Origin of the sequence: Microbacterium allomyrinae (genome assembly GCF_020682705.1) — a bacterium.
GTDB lineage: Bacteria > Actinomycetota > Actinomycetes > Actinomycetales > Microbacteriaceae > Microbacterium > Microbacterium allomyrinae.
Genome location: NZ_JAGTTN010000003.1, coordinates 1 through 19552, shown reverse-complemented (window position 1 = coordinate 19552; position 19552 = coordinate 1). Strand labels below are relative to the sequence as shown.

The window sequence follows — 19552 nt, the reverse complement described above, 5'->3', positions numbered from 1 at the left end:
ACCTCGTGTCAGCGAAGAGGGAGCAGCACGGTCGGCGCCGGCGCCGCTTCGCGTCCCTCGAACGGCACCGGCTGGCAGACCATCAGGTAGTCGCCCGGTTCGACCGCGGCGAGGTCGGCGTTCTCGAGGATCACGACGCCCGCGGTGCAGAGGATCACATGCGTCGGCCATTCCTCGGTGTTCGCCGGCGCCTCGATCGTCATGTAGTCGTTGCCGGCGAAGCGGACGCCGTGGTCGACGAGCCACTGGGCGCCGGTCGGGCCGAGGCCTACCCATGTCTCGGACTTCTCGGATCGGGTCAGCGCGTCGGTGGAGTTGCGGGTGCGGAACAGCACGCGCTCGGCGCCCGCCGCGCCGGCCGCCTCGAGATCTTCGGCGGTGATCTCCTCGACGACGTCGCGGAGATCGAGCACGCGCGTGGGGCCGACGACGCTCTCGAGGGAGATCTGGTCGACGCTCGCCGCGCCCGGGACGAAGTGCGAGGGTGCGTCGACGTGAGTACCCGTGTGGGCGCCGATCAGCCAGCGGGAGACATCGGACGGGTATCCGTCGGCGATCTGCTCGACCATCTCGTACGTGGGGCGGCGGCCCCAGTGCAGCATGTCGCCGCGGATGGGGATGTTGATGTCGATGGCGTCGGTCATGTCTTCCTCCGGCCGGACTCGGAATTGGATGCAGTTTCCTGAAAAGTGTATCCCAACCTACGGGAGTGGCTCCCTGCTCTCGCCGGGATCGAGTCGAGGGCGGGGGTTCTGGTCGGGCGTGAAGATCGTGAGCACCGCGAGCGCGGCCAGCTGGAGGCCCGCCACCAGAACGAACGCCCACATCGACGACGTCGAGGCGAGCACGAGTCCGCCGACCAATGCCCCGGACGCATAGCCGACGCTCGTGAAGCTCCCGAACAGTCCCAGTCCCAGTGCGCGGTTGCGCGAGCGCAGCCCTCGCGCGGCGAGCATCGTGAGCGACGGGTACAGCGGCGAGAAGCCGATGCCCATGAGCACGGCGCCTGCCGCCGCGAAGAGGAAGGACCCGGCGAAGGCGATCACGGTGAGGCCGGCGCACAGCAGGACGAGCGAGATCGCGGCCGAGCGAAGCGGCCCGATGCGGTCGGGCATGCGGGCGAGCACGATGCGGGCGGCGATCACGCTGACGGCGAAGACGCCGAAGACGGATGCGGCGCCGAAGACGCCGGTCGGAGGCAGGCCCGCCGCCCCGAGGTGGACGATGAGGAATCCGAGCATGAGGCCCTCGCCGCACCACGCGGCGGCCGCGGCGGCTCCGGGGACCCAGACCGCGCGGAAGACCTCCCACAGTGAAGCCAGGCCGCGGCGCTGGACGGTGGGGATCGGTGACGTCGATGTCGTCGCGGCGTGGCGCGCCGGCTGGGGGAGGAAGAAGAACAGGACGCAGACCACAAGCTCGAGCCCGACGCAGGCCATGAAGACGGCTCGGGGGCCTGCGGCAGCGGACACGGTCGCGGCGAGCTGAGGTCCGAGCGCAAGCCCGAGCCACACGCTGAGGCCGAAGATGCTGAGCGATTTCCCACGCTGCGCGGGCGGCGCGAGTGCGATGAGCCACGTCAGCGTGAGAGTCATCGCGGCGGCGTTGCCGAGACCGAACAGGAGGCGGCTGATCACCGCTGCCCACAGCGCCGGCACGGCCGCGAGCAGCGCGAGGCCCGCTGCCGAGACGACGATGCCCGATACCGCGACGACGCGGTATCCATGGCGATCGGCGAGCAGGCCACCGAGCGGCATGGCGATGATAGAAGTGAGCGCGGAGAGAGAGATGAGCAGGCCCGACAGTTCCGAGCCGCCGCCGAGCACGTCGGCGACATAGACGGGAATGGTCGGCGTCGTCGCGGAGTTCGTGATCCCGCCCAGCGTCGAGACGCTGAACATGAGCCAGAACGGCAGCGTCCTCGTGATGTCGCGAGCCTGCGCCACGGTTCCTCTTTCCAGATTCGAAATGTATCCTATACATGACAACGTGGATCCATTCAGAGGATGGGTCGGGAAGGCGACGGCATGATCATCGATGCGTACAACACGACCCAGGACGTCAGAGGACGCTCCGACTACCTGACGGGCGCCCGGCCCGGTCAGGAGCCACCGCCGTACACGCCGTTCGATCCGAGCCGGATCCTCACGCGCATGGACGCTGCAGGAGTCGACATGGCGATGGTCTGCTCCCTGGCGCAGCGCATCGAGAACGATTTCATCATCGGGCTCCAGGATGCGTACCCGCAGCGGTTCATCGGATTCGGCCAGGTCATGCCGCAAGCCGACGACGCGCTCGATGAGATCCGCCGGATGAACGCAGCCGGCATCCGCGGTCTCAAACTCCACCCCAGCATGCACGGCTACCACGTCGCCGACCACGGTCTCCTCGACCCCGTGTTCCGTCTGTGTGCGCAGCTCGGGATGGCGATCATCATCAACGCGCTCGACGATGCGTTCTGCGCGCCGTTCGCGATCGAGGAGATCGCCAAGGACCACCCCGATGTGCCGACGATCATCGCCCACATGGGAGCGGTGTGGAACGTGCCGGAGGCGATCATCGTCGCCGAGCGTCGCGAGAACGTCTACCTCGAGACGTCAGCCACGCTGATGGCGGACGTGAAGCGCGCGTATGCGCGACTCGGAGGCGAGAAGATCCTCATGGGCACCGAATGGCCGGGATCCGACTTCGACCTCGAGCGGCTCAAGATCGCGAAGGCGATCACCGACGAGGCAGATCGCGCCCTGGTGGAGGGCGGCAACTACGCCCGCATCCTGCGCATCGAGGGATAGGGTGCCCACGTGACCGCGAGACCCCTGGCCCGCCGCCCTGACGACATGGGCGACGATGACGCCGAACTCCTGGCCGCGGCGACCGCGCTGCTGGGGGACGTCTACGTCGAGGGGCGTCACGAAGTCGTCGCCGCCATGCGTACGGCCGACGGTGCGATGCACCTCGGCGTCCATGTCGACGGCTCGGCCCGGCGATCCAGCGTGTGCGCGGAGGGCGTCGCCGCCGGCGCGGTCGTGGCACACGGAGTGACGGGCAGTGCCGAGGTGACGTCGATCGTGAGCGTGCTCCGCCGCGTCGAGGGGACGACGCACGTGATCGAGCCGTGCGGAGTCTGTGCCGAGCTGATCACCGACTACTGGCCGGACGCGACGGTGTGGATCACGCGCGGCGATGACATCGTGCGCGTGCGCGCGGCCGAGCTGCTGCCGGCCAAACGGCTTCGCCGCTGGTAGTGGCGGGGGCGCCGTGCGCGAACGCACGGCGCCCCTGTCGACATCACTTGTAGACGACGTAGAACTTTCGAACGGGCTCGGTCACCGTCCACACGCCGGTCCAGCCGAGGGGGAAGTACGCCACGCTCCCGGGGCGGAGCTCGACCGCCTCCTCGCCGTCGCGCTGCACGGTCATGGCGCCGGAGAGCAGGTGGATGATCTCCGCGCGGGTGAGGAACTCCCAGCGGGACGTGCCCGGATCGCTCTCCCACGTTCCGGAGATCACGGTGCGCCCGTCGTTGGCGAATTCGACCTTGGACCGCGTCATGATCTCGCCGGAGAGCGGTTCCGCCGAGGGCGGCGCGAGGAGCTTGGCTTCGAGGTCGGCAGCGTCGATGGCGGTGGGGTTGTAGGTGTGGGTCATGATTGGATCCTAATCCGTGCATAATGGATCCTCAATGGAGGTCTCTCGATCCCGGGAGAGCTGACAGAAAGGACGACCGCATGACAGGCGAACCGCCGCTCGCGAACGGCGCTCTGTCGAGCGCGTCGCTGGCGCGATCCGACGCCCGCTCCCGCACCGCGACCGCGGAGTGGATGCCGTACACGCCGCCGTCGGCCTCTCCCTTCGTGCCGGTCGATGTGGAAGCCGGGCAACTGACATGGGCCGAGACCGTGGCCCCGGGCGGCTACACCCATCTCCGCGTCGCGCGGGGCACCCGCATCCGACTGGACGACCCCACCGGTGACGCGTGTGCCCATGTCGTCGTGATCAATGCCGTCGAGCCGGGTGAACGCCTGAACGTCGCGGACACGGTGAAGATCCCGTGGCAGGCCTACCTCGGCGCCGGGCACCCGCTGCTGTCCGGCGACGGACGCGCGCTCGCGACGATCGTCGCCGACACCTCGGCGAACCACGACGCCTTCTGCGGCACGACCACCCCCGCCTGGAACCGCGCCAAGTACGGTCATGCGCTGCCCGAGGGCCCCGCTCCTGCGGGCAGCGACCTGCTCGCGCTGGGCGCCGCCAAGCACGGGCTCGAGCCGCGCGACATCCCCCCGGCACTCTCGTTCTTCCAGGGCGTGCGCGTGGAAGCGGACGGCGCACTGTCGTGGCGCGGTTCGGCCGGCGCGGGAACACACGTGGAACTCCTCGCGGAGCTGCCCCTCATCGTGCTCATCGCGAACGTGCCGCATGCCCGCGACCCACGGCCGGACTACGTCGTCGGCCCGCTCCGGGTGCACGCGTGGCGCAGCGTGCCCACGTCTCCCGGCGACGAGTGGTTCGCCGCTACGCCCGAGCGCGAGCGCGCCTACCGGAACACGATCGCCTACGCCGAACTCGCAGGACTCTGAGAGGACCCATGGATCTCGTCACCACCGTGCCCCCGCGGCCGCAGCACCGACCCGACGTCGCGCTCGACTGGGCGGGCCCCGCCGTCGAGGGCGAGATCGTCCTCGACGAGCGCGTCGCACCCCGCGCGGCGTGGTCGTCGACCGTCCTCGCCGGTCACGTGCTCACGATCGTCGACGTCGGCGGCAATCAGTCGGCCGACTGCCTGATCTATGACGCGCAGAACCCGCAGGAGCGCTACAGCGCACCGGACACGATCGCGTGGCAGGGCAACGCCTACGTCCGCACCGGAACGATCCTTCGGAGCAACTCGGGGACCCCTCTCGCGACCGTCGTCGCGAACGAGATCGATCGGCAGGACACGATCGGCGGCGCCTGCAGCAAGGAGTCCAACACGTTGCGCTACGGCCCTCACACCGCCTATCAGCACGGGTGCCGGGAGAACTTCCTCGCCGAGGCGGCTCGACATGGGCTGAACCGTCGAGACCTGGTGTCGAATCTCAACTGGTTCATGAACGTCCCGGTCGAAGCGGACGGCGCCCTCGGGATCGTCGACGGTCTGTCGGCGCCCGGAAAGCGGGTCGCGTTCCGTGCCGAGCGGGACATCCTCGTCGTCGTGTCCAACTGTCCTCAGATGAACAACCCCTGCAACGACTTCTCGTGCACACCGCTGCGCATGGTCGTGACACGGAGCGGGCGTTGAGCGCCGTCGCCCGCGTGCGCGCCGCGTACGCGCGAATCGCCGAGGTGGATCGTCCGGAGGTCTGGATCTCGCTCCGTGACGAAGCGGACGCCGCGGCCGAAGCCGGCGCGATCGATGCGCGCGTCGAGTCCGGAGAGCACCTTCCGCTCGCCGGGGTACTCGTCGCGGTCAAGGACAACATCGACGTCGCCGGACGGGACACCACGGCCGGCAGTCGCGCATTCGCCTACACCCCCGAGCAGGATGCGCCGGCGGTCGCGCGGCTGCGCGATGCAGGCGCGCTCGTCCTGGGCAAGACGAACCTCGATCAGTTCGCCACCGGCCTCGTCGGCACCCGCAGCCCGTTCGGACCCGTTCGCAATGCGTGGGATCCAGAGCGGATCTCGGGAGGCTCGAGCTCGGGCTCTGCGGTCGCCGTGGCTCTCGGCATCGTGGACGTCGCCCTGGGCACCGACACCGCGGGCTCGGGTCGGGTCCCGGCCGCGCTCAACGGCATCTTCGGCGTCAAGCCCACGGTCGGGCTCGTGCCCACCACGGGCGTCGTCCCCGCGTGCCGCACGCTCGATTGCGTCACCGTCTTCGCGCGAGACCTCGCCACCGCTCGGCGGGCAGCCGAACTCATGGCCGGCCCCGACGGCATCGACCCGATCGTGCGCGGCGACACGCCCGCTCCGGCGCTGGATGCGGCTCCGGTGGTCGCGGTTCCGACCGCCGAGCACCTCGAGGGCATCGCGGACGGCTGGGCCGAGGCGTTCGAGGGCGTGGTGCGACGGTTGGAGGCATCGGGCGTCACGATCGTCGAGGTCGACATCGCGCCGCTCCTGGAGGCGGCCGCGCTCCTCTACGGGGGTGCGTTCGTCGCCGAGCGCACGGCCGCCGTGGGCGACTTCATCGATGCGCACCGTGATCTCATCGGCACCGATCTGGATGCGACGGTGGCCGGCATCGTCGTGTCGGGCGCCGACGCGCGCGCGTCGGACTACTTCCGCGACCGCGAGAAGCTCGACCGGCTGGGGCTCGAGGGCCGCCGGCGCCTGGGCGATGCCGTCGCCCTCCTCACGCCGACGACCACCTGGCATCCGACGATCGCGCAGGTCGCCGCCGACCCGATCGCCGCGAACAGCCGGATGGGGCGCTACACGAACTTCGCGAACCTGCTCGACTTCAGCGCTCTCGCCGTGCCGGCAGGCTTCGTCGACGGGCTTCCGTTCGGCGTCATGCTCAGCGGTGCACCGTTCGCCGACCGCACGCTCGCTCAACTGGCCGAACGGATCGCCGCCCCGGCCGTCGATCTGCTGGTCGTGGGGGCGCATCTGCGCGGACAGCCCCTGAATGCGCAGCTCGTCGATGCCGGCGGCAGCTTCGTCGAAGAGGTGCGCACCGCGTCGGACTATCGCCTCCATGCTCTGGCGACCACCCCGCCCAAGCCGGGACTCGCACGATCGTCCACGGGCGGTGCGCCGATCGCGGGCGAGGTGTGGCGCCTTCCGGCGGCCGGATTCGCGCGTTTCGTGGCGAGTCTTCCGCAGCCCATGGGGATCGCGCCGGTCCGTCTCGAGGACGGTCGCACGATCTCGGGGTTCCTGTGCGAGGCGGTCGCCCTCGAGGGGGCGGCCGACATCACGGAGTACGGCGGTTGGCGCGCCTTCCGAGCGTCTGTGGCATGACCACGGTCGTCGAGTGGACGGATGTCGCGCCCCTCGCTCTGGAGGGACGACCGCGACGCATCGTGCCTCTCGTGCTCGGCTTCGAGCCGATCAGCGAGGCGATCTCGATGCGAGGCGGCAGCAGCTTCCGGCATCTGCTCGAGCCGGTGACCGCCGCTGCCGTGGAGTTCGACAGCGGTTGGGTGCTTCTGGACGGGGGCTTCGATCCGGCACGCGTGCGCGATCCCGCCCTTCGCGCGGCGAGCTTCGGCTACGAGAACTATTTGCCCGTCGTGCCGCCGGGCGATCCGCTCGTGGATCAGATCGCCGAGGCGGGTCTCGAATGGGACGATCTCGCCGCCGCCGCGATCACGCACGCCCACTTCGACCACACGGGCGCTGCCCGGCTGCTGCGGAGCAGCCAGCCGCTGCTCGTGCAGCGCCGGGAGTGGGAGCACGTGTGCACGACCCCCTCCGAGCGCGACGCCTTCCTCTTCCGCGACGACTTCGCACACCCCGACCTCACGATCGCCGTCCTCGACGGCGACGTCGAGCTGGCCGCGGGTCTTCGTGCGATCGACACCGCGGGCCACACCCCGGGACACCAGTCCTTCGTCGTCGAGTGGGGAGAGCGGGTCCTCGTACTCGCGGGTGACGCGGCGGACCTGCGTGTGAACATCGAGCGGCGGGTGCCGACAGGCTCGACCTCCGGCGCGGACGGCGAGCATCTCGCCGACCGTGCGATCCAGCGCCTCGCCGACCTCGATGGGCGGCCGGGGACCGAGGTGTGGCCCAGCCACGACCCGGACTGGCAGCCCTGGCGGGAGATCGTCGACGGCCGCTGAGGCCGCGTGACCGGGTGCCTGCGGCCGGGGGCCGCGCCGGTGCGCGGTCAGCGCAGGTCTTCGACGAGCTGCGTCGCCGAGCGCCAGGACAGTGCCTCGATCGTCTCGACCGGGCCGCGCCCGCCGGTCGTCGGGAAGGTTGATGACCCGACGATGACGAGGCCGGGCACATCGTGGAAGCGGCCGAACGAATCGACCACCGACGTCTCGGGACTGTCGCCCATGCGCGCGCCGCCGTAGAGGTGGGTCCCGAGCGGCTGCGCCGCGAGCGGTGGACGCCACGTCGTTCGAGCGCCCGATTCGCGGAGCCATTGCGCTGCCCGCTCCGAGAGGAACTCCCAGCGCCGTGCGTCGTCGTCGGCCAGCGCGAACGTGACGCGCGCGACCGGACGCCCGGCGGCGTCGCGGTGGACGGGATCGAGGTCGATCGCGTTGTCCCAGCGAGGCAGCTGGTCGGGCTGCGCCCACACCGTGCCGATCGACGCGTGGTTCGCGCGCACCCAGGCCTCGGGCTCTGCGCCGTTCGTCGTGGCCGGATCGAGCCCCGCCGCTGCTCCCGGAACACGGTCGTCGGTCCACGGACCCGTCATCGCCGCCTGCAGGATCGATCCTCCGAGGAATCCGAGTCCGGTGTGGTCGAAGCCGCCGCCTTCGAACTCCGCGACGGCGACCGCGGATGCCGGACCCGCGTCACGCCGGCCGAGGTCGACCCCGGGGAAGTCGCCATGAACGACGAAGGAGTTGTGCGACATGAACCAGCGCCCGACCTTGCCCGCCGCAGTGATGTCCGAGAGCAGCAGCAGCCGCACCGTGGGGATGACCGATGCGGCCACCACGACGGCGCGGCACGCGAGGGTTCGTGTGACCTCGAGGGCGTCCACGTACTCGACCCCCGTGATCGCGCCCGTCGAGCCGCGCAGAAGCGCGGTCACGGTCGCCGGCATGATTTCGACCCCGCTGTCGTCCAGGAGTCCGGATGCATCCTTGGAGGCGGCTGCGGGCGCCGCGAACGGCTCCCACCCGAGCGATCGCGCCGCGCGGCTCATCCGGTCGGTCCACGGGGTCGGCGGGCGCGCTCCGACGGCCATCGCGCGCTCGACGAGGTCGTACCACGGCGCGAGGTCGTCGAGTCCGATCGGCCAGTCGACGAGGTCGGCGTCGGTGGGGAGCGCGCCACCGCATCGATCGGCCGTGCTCCGCCCGCGCAGCGACCACTCGTCGAGACGGTAGGCCTGCGGGGCGGCGAGCAGCTTCGAGCCGCCGATCTCATCCCGTCCGGCCTGGGGCGACAAATGCGGCAGAGCCTCTTCCGCGTCATGCGTGCGAACGGTGGGCGCAGGCGAGACGAGCGCAGCGCGTCCGCCGGCGTCCGCCCGGGCTTGCGCGGCGACGACGGAGAGCCCGGCGCTCGCGAGGACGTGCGCGGCGACGATGCCCGCCGGCCCGAGGCCCACCACGACGACATCCACCATGCAGGTCCTCATTCCCTTGAGATGATGTTTGTATCCTAGATTATTTGAATTGGATCCATAACGAAGATCGGAGAGACCATGACCCACGCTCCCGCCGGAGCGCGGCGAACCCCTCGAGCAATCGCCGTGTGCGTCGGCATCGGCCTTCTCGCCGGCCTGTTGTCAGGTCTGTTCGGCGTCGGCGGCGGAACCGTCGTCGTACCGCTCCTCGTCCTGCTGCTCGGCTTCGACCAGCGGCTCGCCGCCGGCACGTCGCTCGCCGCCATCGTGCCGACCGCAGCCGTGGGTGTCGTCTCGTACGGCCTCAACGACGCCGTCGCCTGGATCCCCGCGCTCATCCTGGCCGCCGGGGCCGTCATCGGCGCACAGATCGGCACCTGGCTGCTGCCGCGCGTCTCTCAGGTCGCGCTGCGCTGGGCGTTCGTCGGGTTCCTCGCCGCGGTGATCGTCACGCTCTTCCTCGTCATCCCCTCGCGGGACGCGCAGTTCGAGCTCACCTGGATCAGCGCCGCCGCAATGGTCCTCCTCGGCCTCGCCACAGGGACGGTCTCGGGACTCATCGGAGTCGGCGGCGGCATCATCGTCGTGCCGGTGCTGATGATGGGCTTCGGCACGAGCGATCTCGTGGCCAAGGGCACGTCGCTGCTCATGATGATTCCCGCGGCGGTCTCCGGCACGTTCGGCAATCTGCGGCGCCACAACGTCGACCTCGTGTCCGCGGCGTGCATCGGGTTCGCCGCGTGCACGACCACGGCGCTCGGCGCGTGGCTGGCGACCCTCGTCGATCCGCTGGTGGGGAACATCCTCTTCGCCGTCTTCCTCGCCTTCATCGCCGTGCAGATGGCGATCAAGGCGATCCGGACGCCACGCACCGGCTGACGACGAGCGGGGCACGTGTCGGCGCCCCGATTCGATGCGACGCGCCACCTGGTGGCGCCCGCCGGCGCTACCGCACGCCCTTCATCAGGGCGAGCACCGGCTTGACGGCGAAGAGCAGGCTGACGCCGACCACGATCGCGATGAGGCCGAGCACCGTGAAGTACGGCACCTCGTTCTCGGGATCGTAGAACCCCGCGAGCCAGCCCGCGATCGAGGTGCCGAGCGCGACGGAGAGGAAGAAGAGCGCGACCATCTGCGTGTGGAACTTCTCGGGCGCGAGCTTGGTGGTGACCGAGAGCCCGACCGGCGACAGGAGCAGCTCGGCGATCGTGAAGACGAACAGGATGCCGACGATCGCCATGAGCGGCGTCGAGTTGGGGGAGCCGTTCGCCCACGGGAGGAAGAGCAGGAACGCGATGCCCATGATGATCGACGCCAGGCCGAACTTGACGGGTGTCGACGGCTGGCGGTCGCCGAGCTTGGTCCAGATCGCGGCGAACACGCCCGACAGGATGATGATGAAGACCGGGTTGATCGACTGGATGAACGACGGCGGGAGGGTGACGCCGAAGATCGTGCGGTCGAGCTGTTTGTCGGAGTAGATCGTCAGCACGGTGAACTGCTGCTGATACAGCGACCAGAACGCCACGCTCACCAGGAACAGCGGGATGAATCCGACCACGCGGGACCGCTCGACGGCCGAGATGGCGCGCGAGCGCAGGATGACGATGAAGTACGCGACGGCGGCGATGACGGTGATCACGATCACGACCTGAGCGAGGTTGTCGGCGCGGATCACCCGTACGAGCACCAGCACCAGGATGAGCACGATCGCGGCCGCGGCGATGGCGATCCACATCCCGTAGCGGTTGCGCGGCAGCGGGTTGGCGACGACCCGGGCGTCGGCGGGCAGCCCCCGCCGTCCGAAGGAGTACTGGATGAGACCCGCCGCCATGCCGATCGCGGCGAGCAGGAATCCGGCGTGGAAGCCCCACGTGACCTGCGCCCACCCGGTGAGGATCGGGCCCAGGAACGCGCCGAGGTTGATCCCGAGGTAGAAGAGCGAGAACCCCGCGTCGCGGCGCACATCGGTGCGGCCGTACAGCGTGCCGACGACGGCGGTCGCGTTGGCCTTGAGCCCGCCCGAGCCGACCGCGACGAGGATGAGTCCGACTCCGAGGCCCCAGTAGCCGGGCAGGAGCGAGAGGGCGATGTGCCCGCCCATGATCACGATCGCGCTGTAGAATAGCACCCGTTCCGAGCCGAGCACGCGGTCGGCCACCCAGGCGCCGAGGATCGTGGAGAGATACACCGTGCCGCCGTAGGCGCCGACGATGCCGGTCGCGATGACCTCCGGCATCCCGAGTCCGCCGTCCGCGACGGAGTAGTACATGTACAGCAGCAGGATGCCCTGCATGCCGTAGAAGCTGAACCGCTCCCACATCTCGACGAAGAAGATGTGCATGAGCGACCATGGCTGACCGAAGAAGCGCGTGTCGCGGTCGCCGTGCCCGTCCAGCGCCGTGGTCGCGGCGGCATCGGTGCCGCTCGCGGCGGCGACCGCGGTTCCCGAGGCATCGGCGGCCGCGCTCGCGCCGTCCGGGGGACCCACCGGCACCTGTTCGGGCTCTCGCTCGTCGTGCTCGTCCATCGACTGCTCCCGTCACCCCTGACACTGACGTCAGGCTAGCGACGGCGCCCGCGTGCGCGATAGGCCTGCGCGGGAACCTAGTCTGAGGGCTGGCTCTCCGAAGGGCGGGAACATGCGGATCGGCATCATCGGTGGTGGCGCAGCGGGACTGGCCGCCGCGTGGCTGCTGGAAGAGGATCACGAGGTCACGCTCTTCGAGAAGGACGGCCGCCTCGGCGGTCACGCCCACACCATCGACATCGAGGTCGACGGGCAGGAGCTCAGCATCGACGCCGGCTTCCAGTTCTTCGCGCCGAGTGCCGCCTATGCCACGTTCAATCGGCTGCTCGACGAGCTGGGGATCGCGCGCACCTCGTATCCCGCGACGCTCACCGTCTCACGGCTCGACGGCACCCGGCCGGTGGTGATGCCGCCGCTTCGAACCGGCCGGCCGGTGTGGGCCTCGCTCACGCCTCGTGCGATCGTGAATCTGGTGCGATTCCGGGCGTTCCTCTCCGACATCCCGGCATTCCTCGCCCAGCACGACACGACGCTCACGATCGCGGAGTACGTCGAGCGCAAGCGCCTGCCGAAGTCGTTCGTCGACGGATTCCTCTTCCCCCTGCTGCTCGCGTTCTGGTGCGTCGAGCTCGCCGACTTCCGCCGGTTCGCCGCGTACAACGCGCTGTACTACCTGGGCGCGAACCTCCCGCGAGGTCTGAAGCCTCCCGAGCAGAGCGAGATTCCCGGCGGGCTCCGCGTCTACGTCGACGCCCTCGTCGGCTCACTGGTGCGCACGGCCGTGCGGACGGATGCAGGGGTCGACTCGCTCACGCGGAGCGCGGACGGCGCTGTGCTCGTCGACGTCGCGGGTACGGGGCATCCGTTCGACCACGTCGTACTGGCGTGCAACGCGCGCCAGGCGCACGATCTCCTCGCGACGCTCCCCGAGGCGGCGGACATGACGCGGCAGCTCGCGCGCTTCGAGTACTTCGACACGACGATCGCGATCCACGGCGACCGGCGTCTCATGCCCCGCGACGAAGCCGCCTGGTCGGTCGTGAACGCGCGGGCGGATGGCGCGCACAGCTCGCTGTCGATCTGGAGCCCGGCCCGCGGCGTGCCCGTCTTCAAGAGCTGGGTGACGTACGACGCCGAGCCTCCGCAACCTCTCTACGCGACCGCGACCTACCAGCACGGGCTGATCGACACGACGTACTTCGATGCGCAGCGACGCCTGCGTCCGCTGCAGGGGAACCACGACGTCTCGCTCGCCGGCCTGTACACCGCCGACGCCGACTCCCACGAGAGCGCGATCCTGTCGGCGGTCGCCGTCGCCGAGCGCCTGGCGCCCGAGTCGCACCGTCTCACCCGTCTGCGAGGCTGATTCCCGCCGGCTCACTCCGGAAGGGACGGATGCCGCTCCTCGGGCGCGCGATGACGCGGGATGAACAGCGCGACCACGAGCGCGACGAGCGCCGCCACCCCGCCGAGGATGAGCGACAGGGTGAATCCTGTCGTCGTGGGCACGGGGATCCCGTCGAAGTCCACCGTGTACGTCGCGAGCACGGCGCCGATCACGGCGGCCGCAGTACTGGTGCCCAGCGAGCGGAACAGGGCGTTCAGGCCGTTGGATGCTCCGGTCTCGCTCTGCGGAACCGAGCGCATGATCAGCATCGGCATCGACGCGTAGCCGAAGCCGATGCCCGCCCCGATCAGGATGTTCGCGACGAGGATGTGCCACACCTCTGACGAGAACAGCAGTGTGAAGCCGTAGGCCGCCAGGAGCGAGAGTGCGCCCAGCAGGAGGAGGAGCTTGGGTCCGGTCCGGTACGCGATGCGCCCGGCCACCGGTGAGAGCACCATCATGACCAGACCCGAGGGCATGACGATCAGGCTCGCGGCGAGCAGCGACAGCCCGAAACCCGCACCGGTCGCGACGGGGAGCTCCAGCATCTGCGGGTAGACGACGTTCGACGCGAAGAGGGAGAAGCCCATGGCCACCGAGGCGATGTTCGTGAGCAGCACCGCAGGCCGGGCCGCGACTCTCAGGTCGAGCAGCGGCTCGTCGATGCGCAGCTCGAACCAGCCCCACAGCAGCAGCACCGCGAGTCCGCCGAGCCCGCACACCAGGACGGGGGGCGATCCCCAGCCCCATTCGTTGCCGCGCGAGATCGCGAGCAGGATGCCGATGAGTCCCACGGCGAGTCCGACCGCGCCGACGAAATCGAATCGGCCGGCGGTGCGCAGCACGCTCACCGGGACGATCCAGAGGACGAGGGCGAACACCACGATTCCGAGGCCCGCCGCCAGCCAGAACAGCACGTGCCAGTCCGCACGCTCCGTCACGAGCGCGCTGATCGGCAGACCGAGCGCCCCGCCGACGCCGAGCGTCGCGCTCATGAAGGCGATGGCCGAGTCGACACGAGCCTCGTGCAGGACGTCGCGCAGGATCGAGATGCCGAGCGGCACGACACCGACGATGGCTCCCTGAAGCGTCCGCCCGACGATGATCCCGACGATGCCGGGTGACAGCGCCGCCACGACGGAGCCGGCCACCATCACCGCGACCAGCACCAGCAGGATCCGGCGTTTGCCGTACATGTCGCCCAGGCGGCCCGCGATCGGCGTGATCACCGCAGCGGCGAGCAACGTCGAGGTGACCACCCACGCGGTGTCTTCCCGACTGGCGTCGAGCAGCTCTGGCAGCTTCGACTGGATCGGCACCATGAGCGTGAACATGAACGACGAGCACAGCCCCGCGATCGCCAGGACCGCGACGATGGCGCCCTGGCGGGGCATCCGGGTGAGTCGCCGTCTCGCGTCCTCGTCCCCGGTGCCCATCACTCCAGGCTATCGGCGCTGCGCAGTGCCGGCTCCGCCGGCCGGGCGGCACGAACTCCGCCGATCCGGGCGAGATCGGTGACACCTGCGAAGGAATCCGGCGGTCCGCGCCGAATCTGAGGAGTTGCTGCGGCGAAGGCGGGTGCAGACTTGAGGCATGGCCGACATCCAGGCGCCGCCGGGCATCGACATCCGTCCGCTCGATACGGTCGAGGAGGTGCACCGCGCCTCAGAAGTGCTCGCCGAGGTGTGGGGCGGCGACCGCGGGGGGATGCCGCCCAACCTGCTGCGGGCGCTCGCGCACTCCGGCAACTACGCGGTGGGACTGTACGACGGCGAGCGCATGGTCGGGGCATCCGTCGCGTTCTTCGCCGCGCCCGCGGCGCGCTCGATGCACAGCCACATCACCGGGGTGCTGCCCGACCACCAGTCCCAGGGACTCGGGCGCGTGCTCAAGCAGCATCAGCGCGAATGGGCGCTCGCTCGCGACGTCGGGCACATCACCTGGACCTTCGACCCGCTCGTCGCGCGCAACGCGCACTTCAACCTGCGCGTGCTCGGCACTCGCGTCACCGAGTACCTGGTGAATCACTACGGCCCCATGGACGACGGCGTCAATCGCGGCGACCAGACCGACCGGATCCTGGTGTCGTGGGCGCTCGCCGCGCCGCCGGTGGCGACGCCCGAAGACGCGCGCGTGGTCGCGTCGGTCGAGATTCCGCACGACATCGAGACCATCCGCCGTGAGACGCCGGTGGATGCCGCGGTCTGGCGTTCGCACGTGCGCGACCAGCTCGTCGGGCACCTCGCGGACGGCCTCGTCATCGCCGGCTTCGACGACGCGCGCGGGTACCTGCTCGTACGGCACTGAGTCGTATCGTGCCTCGCTCTGATCGTCCGTGCGGAGCGGGAATCCGGTCGCCGGGCGAGGAGCCCCGGCGGCGAAACCGGCCCGGACCGAGGACGTTTCGGAGGGATCCTGCCGTCGGGCGACGCAGAACCGACGATCTCCGCGGTCGCGGGTGGCGCGGCATCCGCTCGACCCTAGGCTGGCGCCATGCCCGACTACCGCGCCCACTTCGACTTCGACATCCGCTTCGCGAACGGGGGAGCGCTGTCGGGCACCGGCTTCCGGCTCGACCTGCCGTCTCCCGATCTCGCTCAGGACGATATCGCCCGTCTGCTGGTCACCCATCTCGGACTGGCACTGGTCGACGAGGTGGCGCTGCGCGGTCTGCGGGTCGTCTCGGAGCCGCACCGCGGCAGCCGCGGCGTCGACACGTCGACGGGCCTCGGCGCCGGTGATGCCGGCTCGCGGACACGGATCGTCGACCTCAGCCACCCGATCCGCGCGGGGCTCGTCACCTACCCCGGACTGCCCGCACCCACGATCGCATCGCACCTGACGCGAGAGGATTCGCGGGCCAAGTACGCGCCCGGCACCGAGTTCGCCATGGACGTCATCACGATGATCGGCAACACCGGCACCTACCTCGACAGCCCCTTCCACCGGTACGCCGACGGCCCGGACCTCGCCGGCCTCGAGCTGTCGTCGCTCGTGGGCCTGCGCGCCGAGGTCTTCCACCTGGACGACGCATGGGATCAGTCTCGGCGCGGCATCCGCCCCGAAATCCTCGCCGATCGCGACGTGCGCGGCGCGGCCGTACTGCTGCACACCGGCTGGGATGCGTGGTTCGGGCGCCCCGAGTACGGCTCGGGCGCGCCGTTCCTCACCGGGGAGGGCGCCGAGTGGCTGATCGAGAACGGCGCCGTGCTCGTGGGCATCGACTCGCTCAACATCGACGACACCGAGTCCGGTGGCGAGCGCCCCGCCCACACGCTTCTGCTCGCTGCCGGCGTGCACGTCGTCGAGCACCTGACCAACCTGGGCGCGGTGCCGCCCCGGGGCGCCCGGTTCACCGCGGCACCGCCCGCGGTCGAGGGATTCGGCACCTTCCCGGTGCGGGCCTTCGCCGAAATCCCGGCCTGATCCCGGCGGGCCCGGCCCGGCCCGGCCCGGCTCGGCCCGGCCCGGCCTGCAGGATATGTGCGGCTCCACAGGAGGAAGCCCACCTCTCGAACCTCCTGTGGAGGGGCACACCTCCTGTCCAAGGCGCCGCCGCTCGGGGGTCGTTCCCCGATTCGGATGTCGGGGGCCCCTCGTAGCGTGAGGGCATAGGGGTGATCTCGACGCCGAGGTATCACTGCCCCGGCGCACGCCTCTTCTCCTGTAACCCGAGGAGGACGCCATGCGCGAGTACATCGAGAACGTGACCATTGCTCTCGCCGACGCTGTGCGTCGCGCCGGTGAACGCGAGCCGCGACGCCGTAGGCCCCGCGTCGCTCGGGCGACGTACGTGCCGGTCCGCCACGACTCCCTCAGCCGCTTCGCCCACTGACATCCGCCGCGCCGCTCGCGGACCGTCTGACGGCGGACCGCCTGTCCCACGGCGGTCCGGCCGCGCCACCGCGACCCGGGCGTACGCTGAGCGCATGCCCATCGCCCGGCCCGCGGCATCCGTCGCTCTCGAAGGATTCGAACTGCGAGTGCTGCACCTGCCGCTCGTCTCGCCGTTCACGACGTCGTTCGGAACCGAGACGGTGCGCGAGGTGATCATCGTGCGGGCGCTCACCGCCGACGGCGACGGCTGGGGCGAGATCGTCACGCAGGATGCTCCGCTCTATTCGAGCGAATACACGCAGGGCGCGTGGGACGTGACGCTGCGCTTCCTCGCGCCGGCGCTGCTGGATCGCGGCCGCCTCGCGCCCGAGGACGTCGCCGGCCTGCTCGAACCCTTCAAGGGACACCGGATGGCGAAGGCGGGCGTCGAGCTCGCCGTGCTGGACGCTGCCCTTCGCGCCGAAGGGCGCTCGCTCGGCGAGTATGCCGGGGCGGTGCGCGAGCGCGTGCCGAGCGGGGTGTCGGTGGGGATCCAGCGCGACCCCGCCGCTCTCGTCGAGGCGGTGCGCGGCTACCTCGACGAGGGGTACGTGCGGATCAAGATCAAGATCAAGCCCGGCCGCGACATCGACGACACGGCGGCGGTTCGCGAGGCGTTCGGCGCGATCCCGCTGCAGGTCGATGCGAACTCCGCCTACACGCTGGAAGATGCCGAGACCCTGGCAGAGCTCGACCGCTTCGACCTGCTGCTGATCGAGCAGCCGCTGCAGGAGGACGACCTCGTCGACCACGCGACGCTGGCCCGGCGCCTGCGCACACCGGTGTGCCTGGACGAATCGATCGTGTCCGACAAGGCCGCCGCCGACGCGCTGGCACTGGGCTCGACCTCGATCATCAACATCAAGGCCGGACGCGTGGGCGGCTACCTCGAGGCGATGCGCATCCACGACCGCTGCCTCGCCGCCGGGGTGCCGGTGTGGTGCGGCGGCATGGTCGAGACCGGCATCGGACGCGCCGCGAACGCGGCGCTCGCCGCACTTCCGGGCTTCACGCTGCCGGGGGACGTGTCGGCCTCGAGCCGCTTCTATGAGCGCGACATCGTCACCGAGCCCGCCGTGCTCGAGGACGGTCACGTGCGCGTGCCCCTCGGACACGGGATCGGCGTCGACATCGATCCCGTCGCGCTCGAGGACTTCACCGTCGCGCGCGAGACGCTCACGCGGTAGCCGGAGGCGGTCGTGCGACCACGCAGGCGTTTCGAATTCAGGAAGAACGACGGGCGGATGCCGCGACTCGCTGCCGTCGCCGGCGTTTCGCCTGAATCCTCAACCGCGGCGAAGCGGTCGGCGGCCTTCGCGTTCGCACTCGTGGCGATGGTCGCGCTCGCCGGCTGCACCGCTGGCGATGGCGGCGGATCGACCGCGGGCGCGAGCGAAGGCGTATCGAACCTGCCCGCCGGGATCACGGTCGAGTTCATCCAGCAGCGGTCCGATGTGGCGACGCGCGAAGCCCGGGTCATGGTGACGAACGGCAGCGACGAGCCGCTCGTCGTGACCGAGGTCGCCGTCGACGACCCGCACTTCGACGGGCACGCGACGCGGGCCGTCGAGCGCACCAGCACGATCCCTGCGGGCTCGACCACCGGCATCCGTGTCGTCCTTCCGGCCGTGGCCTGCCCGGCACGCGCCGCCGAGGCGACGGTGGTGCTCGACTACGAGCTCGGCGATCGGTCTGGGCGGGCCGCCGCCGATCTGCCCGACCCGCTCGGATTCGTTCCACGACTCCACGAGCGGGAGTGCCGAGCGGTGGCGCTCGCGCAGGCCGCGGACGTCGCCTTCACCGGATTCACCCCGTCGGCGGCGGGCGAGCCGGCGACGCTCGAGCTCACGGTCGCGCCGACCGGGAGAGCGACCGCGATGATCGCCGGGATCCGGCCGACGAACCTGCTGACCCTCGCCACAGCGGATGCGGCATCCGATCCGCTCCGCCTCGACATCGGCGTCGCGGCCGGCGACAGCATGCCGATCGTCGTCGGCATCCCCATCGTGCCGGCGCGGTGCGATCCGCACGCGGTGCAGGAGGACAAGCGCGGAACAATCTTCCCCGTGGACGTCGTGGTCGAAGGTGAACCGGGGAACATCGAGATGTTCGTGGGTGAGGACCTCCGCGGCCGGATCCTCGCGTGGGTCGGCACCTGGTGCGGCTTCGGCGGCTAGGCGTGGCCAGGCCGCCGGCGCGCCGCTCGCACAGCGCTCCGCGTCGTGGCGTTCGCGTGGATGCCGACATCCGGCGCCGGATCGAGAGTCTGATGTGGTCGCGCATCCGCGATCACCTTCCGTCGGGGGCCAGGGCCACCTCGATCGTGCGGGTGCGCGAGCCGCCGAGGATCGGGCGCCTCTCGACGAGGGTCGCCGAGACAGTGATGGGCTCCCGGCGTGCTCGCTCGAGATCGACCAGGCCCCCACCGCCGCAGCATCGCCTGTCGGATCCCGGGTCCGAGATCCAGCGCGAGGTGTGAGGTGCGACGCGGACTCCCCGCGTGAATCGGGGGGGG

At 70.3% G+C, this 19552-nt stretch carries 20 protein-coding genes; 13 read left to right on the top strand and 7 right to left on the bottom strand.

The genetic code is table 11. The features are described from left to right. Positions 1-8: 8 nt before the first annotated feature. Entirely contained in the window at positions 9-644 is a 636-nt protein-coding gene (locus KEC57_RS09860) for a cyclase family protein (RefSeq protein ID WP_229384449.1), read from the bottom strand. Positions 645-701: 57 nt separating this feature from the next. Then, positions 702-1946, bottom strand: a complete 1245-nt coding sequence (locus KEC57_RS09855; protein ID WP_229384448.1) for an MFS transporter — start codon at positions 1944-1946, stop codon at positions 702-704. 81 nt (positions 1947-2027) lie between these two features. Between KEC57_RS09855 and KEC57_RS09850 the strand changes: the two genes are divergently transcribed. Both KEC57_RS09850 and KEC57_RS09845 read left to right on the top strand, forming a co-directional pair. Further along, positions 2028-2792, top strand: a complete 765-nt coding sequence (locus KEC57_RS09850) for an amidohydrolase family protein (protein WP_229384447.1) — start codon at positions 2028-2030, stop codon at positions 2790-2792. A gap of 9 nt (positions 2793-2801) precedes the next feature. Next, positions 2802-3245 (top strand): cytidine/deoxycytidylate deaminase family protein, encoded by a 444-nt coding sequence (locus KEC57_RS09845; RefSeq protein ID WP_229384446.1) that lies wholly within the window; start codon positions 2802-2804, stop codon positions 3243-3245. 43 nt (positions 3246-3288) lie between these two features. Here the strand turns inward: KEC57_RS09845 and KEC57_RS09840 are convergent, their stop codons facing one another. Next, positions 3289-3648 carry a cupin domain-containing protein gene (locus tag KEC57_RS09840; protein ID WP_229384445.1) on the bottom strand — a complete coding sequence of 120 codons (360 nt, stop codon included), beginning with the start codon at positions 3646-3648 and terminating at the stop codon, positions 3289-3291. An 80-nt stretch (positions 3649-3728) separates the two neighbouring features. Here KEC57_RS09840 and KEC57_RS09835 point away from each other — a divergent pair, with 80 nt between their 5' ends. From KEC57_RS09835 to KEC57_RS09820, 4 genes are read left to right on the top strand one after another with little or no spacing between them, the layout of a single operon-like run. After that, a complete protein-coding gene (locus KEC57_RS09835) occupies positions 3729-4580 on the top strand; it encodes an urea amidolyase associated protein UAAP1 (protein WP_229384444.1) in 852 nt (283 codons plus the stop codon). Between the two features lie 8 nt (positions 4581-4588). Beyond that, entirely contained in the window at positions 4589-5281 is a 693-nt protein-coding gene (locus tag KEC57_RS09830; protein ID WP_229384443.1) for an urea amidolyase associated protein UAAP2, read from the top strand. Further along, positions 5278-6948: an allophanate hydrolase gene (gene atzF, locus KEC57_RS09825; protein WP_229384442.1), complete on the top strand. Its 1671-nt coding sequence runs from the start codon at positions 5278-5280 to the stop codon at positions 6946-6948. The genes KEC57_RS09830 and atzF overlap by 4 nt, the downstream gene beginning before the upstream one ends. Continuing rightward, entirely contained in the window at positions 6945-7772 is an 828-nt protein-coding gene (locus tag KEC57_RS09820; protein ID WP_229384441.1) for an N-acyl homoserine lactonase family protein, read from the top strand. Before atzF ends, KEC57_RS09820 begins: the two co-directional genes overlap by 4 nt. Positions 7773-7819: 47 nt before the next feature. Here KEC57_RS09820 and KEC57_RS09815 read toward each other — a convergent pair whose 3' ends face one another. Beyond that, on the bottom strand, positions 7820-9244 hold the full coding sequence (locus tag KEC57_RS09815; RefSeq protein ID WP_229384440.1) for a GMC oxidoreductase: 1425 nt from the start codon (positions 9242-9244) through the stop codon (positions 7820-7822). A gap of 78 nt (positions 9245-9322) precedes the next feature. Here KEC57_RS09815 and KEC57_RS09810 point away from each other — a divergent pair, with 78 nt between their 5' ends. Beyond that, entirely contained in the window at positions 9323-10123 is an 801-nt protein-coding gene (locus KEC57_RS09810) for a sulfite exporter TauE/SafE family protein (protein ID WP_229384439.1), read from the top strand. A 67-nt stretch (positions 10124-10190) separates the two neighbouring features. On the opposite strand, the gene KEC57_RS09805 is transcribed toward KEC57_RS09810, so the two are convergent. Further along, on the bottom strand, positions 10191-11774 hold the full coding sequence (locus KEC57_RS09805) for a peptide MFS transporter (protein ID WP_267492346.1): 1584 nt from the start codon (positions 11772-11774) through the stop codon (positions 10191-10193). Positions 11775-11886: 112 nt separating this feature from the next. Between KEC57_RS09805 and KEC57_RS09800 the strand changes: the two genes are divergently transcribed. Next, a complete protein-coding gene (locus KEC57_RS09800) occupies positions 11887-13140 on the top strand; it encodes an FAD-dependent oxidoreductase (protein ID WP_229384438.1) in 1254 nt (417 codons plus the stop codon). Positions 13141-13151: 11 nt separating this feature from the next. Here the strand turns inward: KEC57_RS09800 and KEC57_RS09795 are convergent, their stop codons facing one another. Next, positions 13152-14555 carry an MFS transporter gene (locus KEC57_RS09795; protein WP_229384920.1) on the bottom strand — a complete coding sequence of 468 codons (1404 nt, stop codon included), beginning with the start codon at positions 14553-14555 and terminating at the stop codon, positions 13152-13154. 199 nt (positions 14556-14754) lie between these two features. Between KEC57_RS09795 and KEC57_RS09790 the strand changes: the two genes are divergently transcribed. From KEC57_RS09790 to KEC57_RS09770, 5 genes are all read left to right on the top strand, one after another. Then, positions 14755-15468 carry a GNAT family N-acetyltransferase gene (locus KEC57_RS09790; protein ID WP_229384437.1) on the top strand — a complete coding sequence of 238 codons (714 nt, stop codon included), beginning with the start codon at positions 14755-14757 and terminating at the stop codon, positions 15466-15468. Between the two features lie 186 nt (positions 15469-15654). Then, complete coding sequence (locus KEC57_RS09785) at positions 15655-16587, top strand: cyclase family protein (protein WP_229384436.1); 933 nt, start codon at positions 15655-15657, stop codon at positions 16585-16587. A 259-nt stretch (positions 16588-16846) separates the two neighbouring features. Continuing rightward, complete coding sequence (locus KEC57_RS09780) at positions 16847-16996, top strand: hypothetical protein (protein WP_229384435.1); 150 nt, start codon at positions 16847-16849, stop codon at positions 16994-16996. A 94-nt stretch (positions 16997-17090) separates the two neighbouring features. Further along, a complete protein-coding gene (menC, locus tag KEC57_RS09775; RefSeq protein ID WP_229384434.1) occupies positions 17091-18224 on the top strand; it encodes an o-succinylbenzoate synthase in 1134 nt (377 codons plus the stop codon). A gap of 57 nt (positions 18225-18281) precedes the next feature. Continuing rightward, on the top strand, positions 18282-19214 hold the full coding sequence (locus tag KEC57_RS09770) for a putative periplasmic lipoprotein (protein WP_229384433.1): 933 nt from the start codon (positions 18282-18284) through the stop codon (positions 19212-19214). Positions 19215-19326: 112 nt separating this feature from the next. Here KEC57_RS09770 and KEC57_RS09765 read toward each other — a convergent pair. Beyond that, on the bottom strand, positions 19327-19552 hold a 226-nt coding region (locus tag KEC57_RS09765; RefSeq protein ID WP_229384432.1), incomplete at its 5' end, for a hypothetical protein.

What these genes read in the sequence shown, in the direction of transcription:
- KEC57_RS09860 (WP_229384449.1), bottom strand. Translation starts at nt 644, where the DNA reads ATGACCGACGCCATCGACATCAACATCCCCATCCGCGGCGACATGCTG.
- KEC57_RS09850 (WP_229384447.1), top strand. Translation starts at nt 2,028, where the DNA reads ATGATCATCGATGCGTACAACACGACCCAGGACGTCAGAGGACGCTCC.
- KEC57_RS09840 (WP_229384445.1), bottom strand. Translation starts at nt 3,648, where the DNA reads ATGACCCACACCTACAACCCCACCGCCATCGACGCTGCCGACCTCGAA.
- KEC57_RS09835 (WP_229384444.1), top strand. Translation starts at nt 3,729, where the DNA reads ATGACAGGCGAACCGCCGCTCGCGAACGGCGCTCTGTCGAGCGCGTCG.
- KEC57_RS09830 (WP_229384443.1), top strand. Translation starts at nt 4,589, where the DNA reads ATGGATCTCGTCACCACCGTGCCCCCGCGGCCGCAGCACCGACCCGAC.
- KEC57_RS09820 (WP_229384441.1), top strand. Translation starts at nt 6,945, where the DNA reads ATGACCACGGTCGTCGAGTGGACGGATGTCGCGCCCCTCGCTCTGGAG.
- KEC57_RS09815 (WP_229384440.1), bottom strand. Translation starts at nt 9,244, where the DNA reads ATGGTGGATGTCGTCGTGGTGGGCCTCGGGCCGGCGGGCATCGTCGCC.
- KEC57_RS09810 (WP_229384439.1), top strand. Translation starts at nt 9,323, where the DNA reads ATGACCCACGCTCCCGCCGGAGCGCGGCGAACCCCTCGAGCAATCGCC.
- KEC57_RS09805 (WP_267492346.1), bottom strand. Translation starts at nt 11,774, where the DNA reads ATGGACGAGCACGACGAGCGAGAGCCCGAACAGGTGCCGGTGGGTCCC.
- KEC57_RS09800 (WP_229384438.1), top strand. Translation starts at nt 11,887, where the DNA reads ATGCGGATCGGCATCATCGGTGGTGGCGCAGCGGGACTGGCCGCCGCG.
- KEC57_RS09795 (WP_229384920.1), bottom strand. Translation starts at nt 14,555, where the DNA reads ATGCCCCGCCAGGGCGCCATCGTCGCGGTCCTGGCGATCGCGGGGCTG.
- KEC57_RS09790 (WP_229384437.1), top strand. Translation starts at nt 14,755, where the DNA reads ATGGCCGACATCCAGGCGCCGCCGGGCATCGACATCCGTCCGCTCGAT.
- KEC57_RS09785 (WP_229384436.1), top strand. Translation starts at nt 15,655, where the DNA reads ATGCCCGACTACCGCGCCCACTTCGACTTCGACATCCGCTTCGCGAAC.
- KEC57_RS09780 (WP_229384435.1), top strand. Translation starts at nt 16,847, where the DNA reads ATGCGCGAGTACATCGAGAACGTGACCATTGCTCTCGCCGACGCTGTG.
- menC (WP_229384434.1), top strand. Translation starts at nt 17,091, where the DNA reads ATGCCCATCGCCCGGCCCGCGGCATCCGTCGCTCTCGAAGGATTCGAA.
- KEC57_RS09770 (WP_229384433.1), top strand. Translation starts at nt 18,282, where the DNA reads ATGCCGCGACTCGCTGCCGTCGCCGGCGTTTCGCCTGAATCCTCAACC.